Source organism: Bacillus sp. FSL L8-0199, assembly GCF_038005705.1.
In the GTDB taxonomy this organism is placed as follows: Bacteria; Bacillota; Bacilli; order Bacillales; family Bacillaceae_G; genus Bacillus_A; species Bacillus_A cereus.
In genome coordinates, this window is record NZ_JBBOTS010000001.1 from 3,109,635 (window position 1) to 3,122,890 (window position 13,256).

Genomic DNA, 13,256 nt, shown 5'->3' on the forward strand with positions numbered 1-13,256 from the left:
AAAGCATGAAATAACATATCCCATTTAATAAAGAGGAAATAGCAACTAATCGCCTGGGATAAAGATATGTAATTGATTACCTTATTTTATCTTTTCCCTAACTATTCATGATTATGATATTACGTATAAGCTTGGCAATTAGATTTATAACTTGTAGAAAAATACTAAATTAAAATGAAGCGAATAAATATAGTTGGAGCCTTTTAATGTTGAGGTTAAAAGATAATCTAAACTTGTAATGTTTATGAGAAATTGCAAATGGATCTCATCTCTTGTATTTGTTTATAAAAACGATTATTTTGATTCATTTTCTTCTAAAACACCCCAAAACAAAGAAGTTGACGCTCTTAAGATTGTAGTATTCGAAAAATCAGTAGTTTAGTTAAACCAATACGATAAGCAAATATACCGTGTTACTAGTGAAAGAGGACCTGATATGAACATCAGGTCCTCTTTTACTATATAATTATTTCCCTGCTTCTTTTAGTTCTTTTCCAGCTTTAAATACCGGCGCCTTAGCAGTAAAAAACTTGTAGGAATCATTATCTAAGGTTTTATTCTTCTCTACCGATTTAACTTCTCGACAGCTTCCGCACTTGTATCTACACGTTTAACGAAAAAAACTAGTAGTAGTGCAACAACATTCATGCCAAGCGCTACATAAAATGAATATTGAATTCCAGATAATAAAGCTTTCTGAGTTACTATTGCCTTCGTAGTTTCTGTGAAGGTTGTTGGATCTATATGAGACATTAAACTTTCAGCTTTCGTTTTTGTTACAGAATTCATAATCGTAACAAGAATAGCAGTACCAATCGAACCGGACACTTGTTGAGCTGTATTATTAACAGCTGTACCGTGCGGATTTAAGCGAGTTGGCAATTGATTAAGACCATTTGTCATAAGTGGCATCATAACCATCGCCATCCCAAACATCCGCAGTGTGTAGATAAGAATAATATGTGTGTGACTAGAGTCAATTTGCAGATTTGCCAACATATACGTTGAAACAGCTGTAATGGAAAGCCCCACTATGCCAAGAATCCGAGGACCATATTTATCAAATAGTTTACCTGTAATTGGTGACATAATCCCCATTATTACCGCACCTGGAAGCATCATCAGCCCAGAGCTCAGCGGCGAAATACCACGGACGTTTTGTACATAAGCTGGTGTTAAAATCATACCCGAAAACATGGCCACCGCGTTGACAATTGCAATTACAGACGCAAGTGCAAACATTGGGTACTTGTAAACACGTAAATCCAATAACGGCTCATCCATTTTTAATTGACGAATAATGAAAGCAATTAGGGCAATAGCGCCTATGATTAAGGTTGTTAAGACAACTTTATTTGTCCAACCATCGGAGCTTGCAGAACTGAATCCATATAACAAACCGCCAAAACCGACAGAAGATAATAGTAATGAGAGATAATCAAGTTTTGCATTTTTGTTTTGTTTCATGACATTCTCAGATTTCCAAATCCCTAACAGTAAGCTAATGATTGCTAACGGTAAAATCATTTCAAAAAGCAAACGCCAGTCATAATACTCTACAATATAACCTGATAGTGTCGGCCCAATTGCTGGAGCTGTAATCATAACTAGTCCAAAAATCCCCATTGCTGTTCCCCTTTTTTCTCTTGGAAAGCTTACTAGCATAATATTCATTAACAAAGGTCCCATAACTGAAGAGCCTGCCGCTTGAACCATCCGACCAGTAAGTAATAAACCAAAGTTAGGTGCTACAGCCGCTAAGGCAGTACCAAGAATAAAAATCACCATAGATGTAATAAATAGGCTCCTATTCGAGAAACGCGTTATTAAAAATGCTGAGGCCGGAATTAATATACCACTTACAAGCATATACCCTGTAGAAAGCCACTGGATCGTTGAATAATCTTGAATGTTTAAATCTTTCATTATTGATGGCAAGGCTACATTTAAAAGGGAGTTATTTAGAAATGAAACAAATGCCCCAATAAAAAGGATTACAAGCATTACATATGGTGGTTTTCTTTTATGTAATGTTTCACTCATATATTTAATTGCCCCTTCATTATAAATTTCATTGATTCGTTTAAATCGTTTACATATTTGCACAAGAAAATATTACCCTTGCAGTATTTTGCCAAACTCTTCGAATGGATATTCTCTTTTTAGCAATTCCACTTGCTCAACATACCATTTTAAAATCTTTTTGTTGATTAAACCTTTATAAAAATGTTTGTTAACGGAATTTAAATTAGGCTGAAATACAAAAAAGAAGCAACTGAAAATCCCCTTCTAAAATAAAGTGAAACTTTACATCAATGGGAATTTTACAGGCAGCGAGAAAAATCAAAAAGACTACGCACCCATTCCTTTAAATACAGGCTTGTAGATCTAGTTATGTAACCATCCATAAAAAGGAATATTACATAGGCTAAGTCTAACATTACATTTTTAAAGTGAGGAGAATAAGCGTATGGACCAATATTGGTATTTGAATTCAAAGGGAAATGGGCAACAATATACTAACCAAATTTCATTATATTCACAGCCCGAAATAACTACATCTGAGGTAATGAATGATTTGAAGCTTCCTGAGAATTGGAGTTACCGAGTCTATCCAGTTAGTTGGGATTCATCAGCCAATTATACGGGGTCCAATCCCCAACCTCCTCCCTTCTCTTGGGGGCAGCAGCCAATTAATTATGCAGAGATACTACCACAAGGTCACCCTGCTAATTGGACTCCATTACCAGGTCATGCAGGTTTTAATTTTCAAAAACCTCCCTTCCCCTGGGCGCAACCATTCAATCATACAGGGATGTTCGCACAAGGTCATCTTGCAGCTTTACTATCGCCGCCAGCCAAGCCTTTTCATTTCAATACCAATAACTCGGGTGTTTTTGGAAACCCTCCAGGATGGGGTGGTCCGTGGGCCCCAATGGGATGGGGAAATAACGGAGGTAACGGTCATCTGGGAATGATTGGAAACTTACTTGCAGCAGGAAAAGGCACCATGAGTGGAATAGGAATGATCAGTAGTCTAATCGGGATGGGGAAGTTCTTCTTTTAGTTAATTAGAACAGGAGAATGTGGCTGTAGCTTTAATCAGCCACATTTAAGGACAGTAATCTCCCACCTAACTTCCTAGCATAGCATTCGCGGAAATTTTAGGTGGATATGTATTGTTACAAGTTGCCGTTTTACTTTGAGTGCTCCTTTACTTTCTTATCAAGTGCTTTACTATAAGCATCTTTGTTTTCCTGTGATAACTCATAAATTGCTTTTTTCCAATGCTCTCCGTCTACACCTGATAAAAATTCAGTACCTTTCATTGTAGCTTCTTGAATCTTCTGTTTATCTTCTTTACCAGCATCCTTAATTAACTTCGTTGCTTTTCTTGCCTCTGTTACCCCTTCTTGTATGGATTTGTGAATGTCTTTGTATGTATCAGGTACTTTTATGTGTTCCATATTGTCTAAAATTTTATCTATCTCGTTTGATGTTTTTAAAACAGCTTTTGCTTTTTCTTTGTCCTTTAAGGATTCTCCTAAGTTTAGTAATAGTTCATCCTTCTTAAATTGGAACTCTACCACTTGCTCACATATGTAGTACGGATACTGTTGTTCAGAAATTACTGTTTTCGTTATTGCTTTACTAGTTTGCTCAGTCTTATGAGTAGAATCTTTATCTCCTACCTCGCATCCGACTAACAGCATAAATGGAACTGCTAACGTTACTAGTTTCTTTGCTCTCATTATGTATTCTCCTTGTAGAAATTATTGTAAGTAATTAACATATCAAACTATAACATACATTACATTATGGTTCACTTCCATTACGTTTTAAAATGTAAAATAAGAATACACCCCATAAGCCACAAATAAGATTAATAGAATAGAAATGCCGAGTACCATATATATGATCCATTTTAAATTTGAGTTCATATAATCCTCCCACCTCTAGATAATTCCAGTATATAACAAAAAAGCATTGGATACCCAATGCTTTTTACACTTACGCAAATAAAGAAGTATTCGCATATAAAGCTGGTGAACCACCTGAATGTACGAATAAAATATTGTCTTCCTTATTAAATTTACCTTTTCTAATTAAGTCGATTAATCCCGCTACCGCCTTACCTGTATACACTGGATCAAGTAAAATACCTTCTGTTTTCGCAAGTAACTGAACTGCCTCTACCATTTCCGGCGTTGGTAACGCATAGCCTGGCCCTACATATTCATCAAAGCACGTAACAGCGTCGCGCGGGATAAAGTTTGGAATACCAACGTGTGCTGAAGTTTCATCTACAAGTTTTGCTACTTTCTCTTCTTGCTCAGCTTTTCCTCTACTTACGTTAATCCCGATTACAGGAATATGGCTTTGTGTTCCAGAAAAACCAGTAATTAACCCAGCATGCATACCGCCGCTACCACTTACACAAACAACTGAACTGAAATCAATTCCTTGCTCAAATGATTGCGCCATAATTTCTTGCGCACAAGCAACGTATCCCATAGCGCCCGTAGGGTTTGATCCACCAACTGGAATTACATATGGTGTATTCCCTTTTTCACTTACTTCTTTTGCTACTTTATGCATTTCTTCCATCAGGTCTGCTCCGTTCGGTACAACAATTACATTTTCAGCACCTAATAAGTGATATAAGAAATAGTTTCCGTTAAAGTCTCTCTTCTCTTCTGGCTCAAGCCCTTCCTCTAATACAAGGATACATTTCATTTTTTCTTTTACCGCAGCTGCCAGTGTCAGGCGGCAATGATTTGACTGAATACCACCAGCTGTAATTAACGTATCTGCACCATTTTCCTGTGCATCCGCAACTAAAAATTCTAATTTTCTCGTCTTATTGCCACCAGCTGTTAAACCAAGTAAATCATCTCGTTTAAAATAAATAGTCGGGCCACCAAGTGCTTCAGAAAAGTTGTTTAACTTTTCAATTGGTGTATATGATTCTGTATATTTTTTTCTCGGGAATTTAGCTAAATTCATTGTAACGCTCCTTTTGTACTTCTTTCACAATATATGTAACGTTACTATTATTACACGTAAAAATGGTGAAGTCACCTTTCTCGGTTAAAAATGTATTAAAATTCGGTACATGAAATTTATATCGGCGGTTTTTCAAATATATCGACTTACCGACAAAAAGTGACAAAATAAAAAGAGCCCACACATTCAAATGCAGACTCCCTCCAATCACTTATTCACCGAAAAACGAAGTAACTGTGTTAATCCCGGCTCTAAATTCATTTCACCTTTATGGCGTACGTATACGACTTTATCTCCATTAAATTTCGGAGGATTTGCTTTACTATACGTATGCCACTCATTCGTTCCTTCTATAGAATACTCCATATATTCAGTTGCACCGACAATTATATTTTTACTATCATCTGCCGTTACATTTGGTGCCATCTGCGCAATTTTTGAATCACTAATTAATAACTTCTTTATATCCTTATCACGTTTGTAATCGTAAGCTGTCACAATTACATCGTTACCATATGCTTTCACTTGTAACCCTTGTTTAAATGAATAGCCATCTGGAGCAGTTTTCTCTCCTCCATTTGGTCCTGCTGACATCCAGCCTGTTTCAATCCCGCCCGTATTTACAACAGTGAAACCTTTTTCATCTCCGCCTTTAATTTTCTTTTTACCAGCCCAGTCAGGTAAGTTTAAATCCCAATGCGTATGGCTCGTGAAGAAAACAACTTGCGGATAGTCTTTTAATATATCGTACAATTTATCCACGTTTAAATAATCTTGTAAATACGGCGATTGTCTTGATCCCGATACCGTATCAGGTAAAACGTGATGAGAGAAAATAAAGATTGGCTTATTTTTATCTTTTTGACTATACTCTTCTAAATTTTGTTTTAACCAACCTAATTGCTCATCACTCATATATACTTCGTCCCACATTTTTGAATCGTGGTATTTCATATATTTTTCAGTTCCTAAAAATAAAAGTGGATAGCCATCTAATTCTTTTTTATGATATACCTTTTCTTGTCCACTAAATTGTAAGTAGCGACCAAATAGTGTTTCTTCCGTTACACCATTTGGCCATGTACTTTGAGAGAGTTTCCCATCCGCTGTCCATTTACCAGCATAAAACTCATGATTCCCCACAGTAGACCATACATTTTCCGGATGCTTATTTTTATTTAACACACGCTTTACATCATCATATTGTGACTGTTGTCCAGTCGGCGTTATATCCCCATTCATAATAAGCGCTCTAGAAAGTGGCGTTACTTTATTCATATCTTTTAATACGTGATCAAAATCTCCTAAATCACCTTGAATGTCACTAATAACATTAAAAGTTGTAGCTGATTTTCGAACTTGCTCTTTCCCTTCCGCATGTGCTGAAAATGTCGGTAATAATGCCGCCATAACTGCTAACGAAGCAACTGTCTTTTTCATACAAATTCTCCCCCTAATAATAGAATGTACAAACTGACATATTCTGCTTTCTCTTAGGTGCTTGTCCAATTCACATTATAGGGGGAGATTGTAAAGATTAATGGAATAAAAAATTAAGTGTTTTTTAAGAGATTTTGTCTTTTTTCACACTCCACAATTAGCAATTCGCGCCAATATAGCTTTCTAGTCTTTAACATTACATAAATGTAAATGAATATGATGAATCTCTTAGTTTAATATGTTGTCTTTTTAATCTCTGTTATATAACCGCCACAAAATATGCTATCTTTTCAAGTTCTCTTTCTTTAATAAACGTTACTCCTCTTTTAATTAGCCTTAAAATTGTAAAGTGGCTTAATAATATGTTTAATATCAATTGTTTCTTTTGTATTCTCAATAATTTCATCCATTGGCTTATATACCATTGGTGCTTCATCTAAAGTACTTTCTGCAACAGATGTAGTCCAAACCTCTGTCATTGTATTTTGAAAATCCTCTAAGTTAAGTACTTCTTTCGCCTTCTTGCGACTCATAATACGCCCTGCTCCATGAGGGCCAGAAAAGTTCCAATCTGGATTTCCTTTACCAAATGCAATGATTGAACCATCTCTCATATTGATTGGAATGATTACTCGTTCATCTTTCTGAGCTGAAATAGCACCTTTTCTTAGAATCATATTGTCCATATCGATGTAGTTATGGATTGTAGTGAATTGATCTGTTACTTTCCAATCCATTTTAGTGACGATTTCATCAATCATTGCTTTACGATTTAACTCCGCATATTTTTGTGCAATTTTCATATCATTCATGTAATCTTTAAATCCTTGTCCTTCTAAATAAGCTAATTCTTTACGAATCACCGGTTTCTTAATTTCACGTAAAGCTTCATGTATTTCTTGTTGTCTGCCTTCTTTCGTTAAACGCTCAATCATTTCTTCTTTAATAGATTTAACGTTTATAAGTTGCTCGTAAGCAAAGTTTTGATAGTACTCTGCTACTTGTTTCCCTAAATTACGCGAACCACTATGAATAACAATGTATACATTTCCTTCATCATCCTCATTCAGTTCGACAAAATGATTGCCCCCGCCAAGTGTACCAATACTTTTTTGAGCACGTTGCAATGTAAACGGGGCTCTTACACTATCAAAATCAATCATTTTTGAAAATCTATGTTCCTTATCTCGAATACGAAAACCACTTGGGACAAATTTACGTATCGTTTCGTCTAAGTAATCGAAGTTGATTTCCTCTTTTTTCTTATTAATTATAACAACCTCCATGCCACAACCAATATCGTACTTACCTCCCAGTTTCCTGAAAGTGTGGACTATACCTTCTCTACAGTCATCGAGATATGCAGTCTCTACTGTAGGCTCACCGTATTAATTATTCCTCTTCAACTCAAAATGGATGAGGAATAATTCTGTACCTTAGTCTGCTAACATGGTACAAGTCTCTGAACCATTCGATTATGTCACCATAACCACTGGCTGCTGATTGCCCTCGCCTTTTATCGTTAGGGTTCCCAGTCAATTGAGTGAGTAGTTTAAAGTCTGAGCCGATTAGTTAACCCCGACTAAATTAGGAACAATCTTATCTTGAATTGTCATTGTTGTCCCAATCGTGCAACCTGCACCCGCATGTGTATCTGGCATAATACGAATCTTGCTATCCTTTACGAATTCTTGGTTACAAAGATCAATAATTTGACCTGCTGCCGTTTCTTCTACATTCGTAGTATATACTTTTGCTTCATTGTATTTTCCTCGTAATTTCAACATCTTCTATTTCCCCTTCCCTTTAGTTTCTACAAAACATTAATTTATACATATTTATAATTATATTTTCCACCACTACAGCTCATTTCCTTTTTTATAAAAAAAGACACAGAGATTCCTCCCCATGCCTACTAATCTCCTACCTTTTCACCGCATGCACATAATGCACTGTCTCAAAAGCTTTCAAATAATCGTTTCGTCCTTCAAAATATAATTTATTTATGTCTTCTGGCGATAAATGTTCATAAATGAGTAAGCCCGCCTTCTCTAACAGTGCTTCCATTTCGGCATAAGAAAAACATGATTTCATCGGTTCTCCGCCTACCGCAGCCATTTTCACCATATTTTCAACTCGATTGGACAGTCCTTTTTTCGTAAATAAGTTTTCATCGGGATAATCGAAAACGATAGAACTCCCTACTGGAACTATCTCAAACAAGCACTCTATTAAACTAGCAAGTTCCTCTTTCGTTAAATAGTACGTAACACCTAAAAGGCTAAAGAAAGTCTTTTTATTTTCAAATCCTTCATTGCGTAACTGTTCATAGGAAAATCCTTTCGTAAAATCCATTGAAACAAAATGAAGGTTATTTGGAACTTCAAGTTCTACTTCTTTTATTCTTTCCTTCTTAAACGCCTGCGTAGAAGGATGATCCACTTCAAATATTTCTATTTTATTCTCTAACTCTCGGTTTCTAAAACTGAACGTATCTAAGCCTGCACCGAGTATGACGTATTGTTTCGCTCCTAATGTAATTTCATGTAGTAATACTCTTTCACAATATGCGGCACGTGCTAAAGGTGTTGGTGATAACTGAACTTGTGTAATCCATTTTAATATTTCTTTTGGATTGTCTTGAAACCGCTCTGCAATGTCTGTATTGAAAAAGTGAATCCCTTGAACCATGTTCGTTTCAATATTGTTACGTTCTTTTGGCGATATGAATTCTTTAGCGATATAATCATCAAAGACCTTCGGATTATCAAATTCACTATGATATGCCCTGCTGAAAGCTGATACTAACGACGTTACACTTGCTTCACCTTGTTTCACGTACATACACTCTCCTTCATTTTTACAACAAAAATAGGGTTCCCCTGGCCAGGAGAACCCTATTATACACTTTATTTTTATATCGGTAAATTATAGCATAAATAAGTTTTTTTGTAAAGTTTTCAGCCTACTAACGCTCAACAATTTGTGTAATCTCTAGCAGGAAGATTTCGATCTACACCGAATATTCCAGTTCATAACAATACAAATGGAGGGCGTCATGAAAAGATTAGTCATCATTACAGTTGGAAAAACACACAGTGGAAAAACTACATTTGCAAGAGCATTAGAAAAAGAGTTACCCCACTCTTTCGTTATGGATCAAGATAATCAAGCTGAATTTATTAACACGCATTACGAAAAATTACAGCCGGCTAAAGGCCCTAATACATTTAAGCACGGTCTTTCAAAATTCATTGTTGATTATGCGAAAGAACATTCAAATTTACACCTTATTATTAGTAACTCCAATCGCAGTAAAAATGGAAGGTTATATTTACTAAACGAATTATTTCCACAGAATGAATATGTACGCATACTCGTTCATTTTGACATTCCAGATGATGTACTTTACGAAAGAGTGGCTCGAAGCACGCGAAGTACCAATATTTTTAGAGGTGGATATTCTAGTTTCAAAGAAGTATTTGATCGACAATAAACTGAATCACTTCACGATGATGTGGTAGATCCTATAGAAAATGAGGCTGATTATTTGTTTGTTATTCGCAATAATAAAGATGTAAGCTTTACTATTGAAGAAATTGTTCATCTAGCTAAAGATTTATCCCCTACTCCAAAATAAGAGATTATAAAAATTACATAATCATAGATTATTATGCAAATACTTCCTCTAGACGGCGCAGATGGTATATAATGATGGAAGAATCTACTTCTATATGCTCATTTTTACACAAAACAGTTCATGCATATGAAAGAAAAGAGGTACAAAAATATGAAAACAAAACAAACAATTGCTGCGTCTACACTAGCTTTAGCAATGATTGCTGGCGCGAACTCTGCTCATGCTGAAGTAAATGATGCTACTCCTCAGCAAAGTACGGGAGATCGATTAGCTGAAATTAAGCAACATAAACAAGAGTTAGATGCAAAATTGCAGCAACACAAAGAAAACGTGGATCAAACATTAAATGAACTTAACAAGGTTAAGGAAAATGTTGATACGAAGGTGAATGAACTACATGAACGTAAACAAGTTGCTGATGAAAAAATTAACGAAGTTAAACAGCATAAACAAGAACTAGATGCAAAACTGCAGCAAGACAAACAAATCGCCGAAGATAAAATCGCTGAAATTAAAGAGCATAAAAAACAAGTAGAAGATAAAGTTGCTGAAGTAAAAGAACATAAGCAAAATATCGATAACAAAGTGAATGAGATTAAAGAACATAAACAAACTGTCGATGAAAAAGTGAATGAAATGAAGCAACATAAAGAGAACATTGATCAAAAGGTTAATGAACTTAAGGAAGTTAAAAAACAAGTAGATGAAAAATTAGCTGAGTTAAAGAAAGCGAAACAAACTGCTGAGGACAAACTCGCTGAACTAAAAGAAAACAAGCCGAATACCGGTAACACGTTAGAGGAACTTAAGAAAATTAAAGGCAATTTAGACAGTCTTTCCGCTAACTTAGAATTAGCTAAACAAGATGTAAAAAACAAACTAGCTGTTTTACAAGAAGCTAGACAAGATTTAATTAATAAAATTAACGAAATTAAACAATCGAAACAAACTGTTTCAGATGATTTATCAAAGAAAAAACAAGACTTAGATATTAAAATCAACGACTTTAAGCATACTGAGAAAAAAATTGACGACAAATTAGCTGAGTTACATACAACGAAGCAAAATGTTGATAACAAGATTAATGAAGTATCACAGTCTAAACAAACGCAAGCAGATAATGGTACTAAAAACAATAACGCTAAAGAACTTCCTAACGCTGGTAGCGAGCAATCAAACAATATGGCTCTAGGAATGCTATCTGTATTAGGCGGTGTTTTATTACTTACTCGTAATAAAATTAAAACGTTATTCTCTAAATAAGTCCATAAAAAAAGGAAAACCGCACATACATGTACGGTTTTCCTTTTTTTATATTAACTGTCCATCTCGAAGCGTCAATATACGATCACATACATCAAGCATTCTTTCATCATGTGTAATCATAATTGCTGCTTTTTGGCTCTCTTTCACTTCGCGTTTCATCATTTCAACAACTTCACGTGCGCGTTTTGAGTCTAAACTTGCCGTTGGCTCATCGGCTAATATTAAATCTGGGTTGTTCATGAACGCACGAGCGATTGCTACCCTTTGTTTTTCCCCGCCAGATAGTTGATTTGGATAATGATTCTTTCTTTCTCCTAATCCAAATGCCACTAATAAATGATCTGCACGCTTTTCGGATTCTTGTTTACTTTCTTTTTTTAGCTTTGCAATGTAAAGTAACTGTTCTTTCACATTTAAATATGGAACAAGGTTTGCAAACTGGAAAATGAAGCCGATTTTTTTCAAACGAATGTCTGTCATTTCCTTTTCTGATAACTGTGTAATATTTTGCTCACGAATGTAAATATCCCCTTTTGATGGTGATAATAATGCACCCGCGATTGATAATAACGTACTTTTCCCTGATCCAGAAGGACCGACGATTCCGATAAATTCTCCGGCTTTCACATCAAGCGATATCGGATGAAGGGCTGTTACTTCCGTATTCCCTTCTCCGTACACTTTACTTACTTTGTCTAATTTTAATAATGAAGTCATTACATCCCGCCTCCAATTGCTTCTAATGCATCAACTTTTAATACTTGGTATAACGAAATAAGTGTTCCTAAAATACTAATTACGATAAAGATTGCTGCATATTGCGCAATCATCGGTGTTGTTAATAAGAACGGCATACCTGCTGGTAAAATTTGTTCTAACCCTTGTACAAGAACGATACTGATTACCATCGCAACGACTGATAAGAATAACGCCTGCACGACTAAGCTATTTGCTAAATACGAGTTCTTTGTACCGATTGCTTTTAATACACCTAATTGCTGTGTTTTTTGCAGTGTAATAACGTAGAAGAATACACCGATTAATAACGCAGCGATAACAAGTAAGAACGCAATAATCATCGTTAATGTTCCTTGCTCTTCTTTAAATCCTGGAATACTTTGCAGTACTTCTTTTTTATCGATAACATGAGCATTTTTAATCTCTTTATCTGCGTTAAGTGCAATTGCACTATAATCTTTTTGGTTTGGTTGTGAAATGGATCCCCATACGTCTTCATTTACATAAACGACTGGTGTATGGCTAAACATTTGATCTTTCGTAAATCCGACGATTTTAAATTCTTTCTTTGAAACAGGATCGATAATTGTATCTCCAAGATCGATTCCCTTCTCTTTAATCGATTCGTCAGCAACCATCTCGTTGTTTGCTGTACCTAATTTCTCCCCTTTTACAATTTTCGGTTCTAAAAATGAATCCCGTTCACTTGAGAAAATAGCGATATCAACCTTTTTCGAACTATCTTTCTTTTCATATGTTGAAACTTTCACACGAAACGGAACGGCTTCTTTCTCGCCTACTTGATTTACTACGTTATCTACATCGTCTTTCTTAATTTGTGAACGAAGTAATTTATTTTCCGCATCATCTGCTAAAACGAACTTATTCGCCTCCATATTTTGAATCGATGAAGCATTATCATATGATAGTCCATTTGCTAATCCTGAAATAACAAGAACTAAAAATGATAATAACACCATAATCAGTCCGATTAATCCGTATCTTAATTTTGATTGTTTCAATTCACGCAGAGCTAAAAACATTTCGCTCGCTCCTTCCTCTTTCTTTCTATGCACTAATCATAAAAAAGAAATATGAACGGAATATGAACAGAAGATTACAGAGAGTAAGATTTAATTTTCAGAAAGTATTGAAAAAAATTAAA

At 35.3% G+C, this 13,256-nt stretch carries 11 protein-coding genes and 1 pseudogene; 3 read left to right on the forward strand and 9 right to left on the reverse strand.

The window, feature by feature from the left end; translation table 11 throughout:
• Positions 1–564 precede the first annotated feature (564 nt).
• Complete coding sequence (locus NST86_RS16085) at positions 565–2,043, reverse strand: DHA2 family efflux MFS transporter permease subunit (protein ID WP_061663772.1); 1,479 nt, start codon at positions 2,041–2,043, stop codon at positions 565–567.
• Between the two features lie 427 nt (positions 2,044–2,470).
• On the opposite strand from NST86_RS16085, the gene NST86_RS16090 reads away from it, so the two are divergent.
• Positions 2,471–3,067, forward strand: a complete 597-nt coding sequence (locus NST86_RS16090; protein ID WP_086423261.1) for a hypothetical protein — start codon at positions 2,471–2,473, stop codon at positions 3,065–3,067.
• Between the two features lie 130 nt (positions 3,068–3,197).
• Here the strand turns inward: NST86_RS16090 and NST86_RS16095 are convergent, their stop codons facing one another.
• The 6 genes from NST86_RS16095 to NST86_RS16120 all read right to left on the reverse strand — a co-directional run bounded on the left by NST86_RS16095 (position 3,198) and on the right by NST86_RS16120 (position 9,291).
• On the reverse strand, positions 3,198–3,752 hold the full coding sequence (locus NST86_RS16095; RefSeq protein WP_001201801.1) for a hypothetical protein: 555 nt from the start codon (positions 3,750–3,752) through the stop codon (positions 3,198–3,200).
• A 259-nt stretch (positions 3,753–4,011) separates the two neighbouring features.
• Complete coding sequence (locus tag NST86_RS16100; RefSeq protein ID WP_001046613.1) at positions 4,012–5,007, reverse strand: D-cysteine desulfhydrase; 996 nt, start codon at positions 5,005–5,007, stop codon at positions 4,012–4,014.
• Positions 5,008–5,214: 207 nt separating this feature from the next.
• Complete coding sequence (locus tag NST86_RS16105; RefSeq protein ID WP_016118244.1) at positions 5,215–6,447, reverse strand: DUF4073 domain-containing protein; 1,233 nt, start codon at positions 6,445–6,447, stop codon at positions 5,215–5,217.
• Positions 6,448–6,773: 326 nt separating this feature from the next.
• The gene (locus tag NST86_RS16110; protein ID WP_016118245.1) at positions 6,774–7,733 is read right to left on the reverse strand and encodes an RNA-splicing ligase RtcB; all 960 of its coding nucleotides are present in this window, start codon (positions 7,731–7,733) and stop codon (positions 6,774–6,776) included.
• A gap of 282 nt (positions 7,734–8,015) precedes the next feature.
• Complete coding sequence (locus tag NST86_RS16115; protein ID WP_000916247.1) at positions 8,016–8,234, reverse strand: RtcB family protein; 219 nt, start codon at positions 8,232–8,234, stop codon at positions 8,016–8,018.
• Positions 8,235–8,370: 136 nt separating this feature from the next.
• Positions 8,371–9,291 carry a class I SAM-dependent methyltransferase gene (locus NST86_RS16120; RefSeq protein ID WP_086423260.1) on the reverse strand — a complete coding sequence of 307 codons (921 nt, stop codon included), beginning with the start codon at positions 9,289–9,291 and terminating at the stop codon, positions 8,371–8,373.
• Between the two features lie 214 nt (positions 9,292–9,505).
• Here NST86_RS16120 and NST86_RS16125 point away from each other — a divergent pair.
• Together NST86_RS16125 and NST86_RS16130 are read left to right on the forward strand one after the other, a co-directional pair.
• Positions 9,506–10,087, forward strand: a pseudogene (locus tag NST86_RS16125) (ATP-binding protein).
• 150 nt (positions 10,088–10,237) lie between these two features.
• Complete coding sequence (locus NST86_RS16130; protein WP_000851007.1) at positions 10,238–11,350, forward strand: LPXTG cell wall anchor domain-containing protein; 1,113 nt, start codon at positions 10,238–10,240, stop codon at positions 11,348–11,350.
• A 48-nt stretch (positions 11,351–11,398) separates the two neighbouring features.
• Here the strand turns inward: NST86_RS16130 and NST86_RS16135 are convergent, their stop codons facing one another.
• Positions 11,399–12,070 (reverse strand): ABC transporter ATP-binding protein, encoded by a 672-nt coding sequence (locus NST86_RS16135; protein WP_086423259.1) that lies wholly within the window; start codon positions 12,068–12,070, stop codon positions 11,399–11,401.
• Positions 12,070–13,134, reverse strand: a complete 1,065-nt coding sequence (locus NST86_RS16140; protein ID WP_000477751.1) for an ABC transporter permease — start codon at positions 13,132–13,134, stop codon at positions 12,070–12,072. The genes NST86_RS16135 and NST86_RS16140 overlap by 1 nt, the downstream gene beginning before the upstream one ends.
• Positions 13,135–13,256 lie beyond the last annotated feature (122 nt).

Excerpts from the sequence above, each read along its gene's own strand:
- NST86_RS16085 (WP_061663772.1), bottom strand. The coding sequence starts at position 2,043 with ATGAGTGAAACATTACATAAAAGAAAACCACCATATGTAATGCTTGTA.
- NST86_RS16135 (WP_086423259.1), bottom strand. The coding sequence starts at position 12,070 with ATGACTTCATTATTAAAATTAGACAAAGTAAGTAAAGTGTACGGAGAA.
- NST86_RS16120 (WP_086423260.1), bottom strand. The coding sequence starts at position 9,291 with ATGTACGTGAAACAAGGTGAAGCAAGTGTAACGTCGTTAGTATCAGCT.
- NST86_RS16110 (WP_016118245.1), bottom strand. The coding sequence starts at position 7,733 with ATGGAGGTTGTTATAATTAATAAGAAAAAAGAGGAAATCAACTTCGAT.
- NST86_RS16115 (WP_000916247.1), bottom strand. The coding sequence starts at position 8,234 with ATGTTGAAATTACGAGGAAAATACAATGAAGCAAAAGTATATACTACG.
- NST86_RS16100 (WP_001046613.1), bottom strand. The coding sequence starts at position 5,007 with ATGAATTTAGCTAAATTCCCGAGAAAAAAATATACAGAATCATATACA.
- NST86_RS16130 (WP_000851007.1), top strand. The coding sequence starts at position 10,238 with ATGAAAACAAAACAAACAATTGCTGCGTCTACACTAGCTTTAGCAATG.
- NST86_RS16105 (WP_016118244.1), bottom strand. The coding sequence starts at position 6,447 with ATGAAAAAGACAGTTGCTTCGTTAGCAGTTATGGCGGCATTATTACCG.
- NST86_RS16140 (WP_000477751.1), bottom strand. The coding sequence starts at position 13,134 with ATGTTTTTAGCTCTGCGTGAATTGAAACAATCAAAATTAAGATACGGA.
- NST86_RS16090 (WP_086423261.1), top strand. The coding sequence starts at position 2,471 with ATGGACCAATATTGGTATTTGAATTCAAAGGGAAATGGGCAACAATAT.
- NST86_RS16095 (WP_001201801.1), bottom strand. The coding sequence starts at position 3,752 with ATGAGAGCAAAGAAACTAGTAACGTTAGCAGTTCCATTTATGCTGTTA.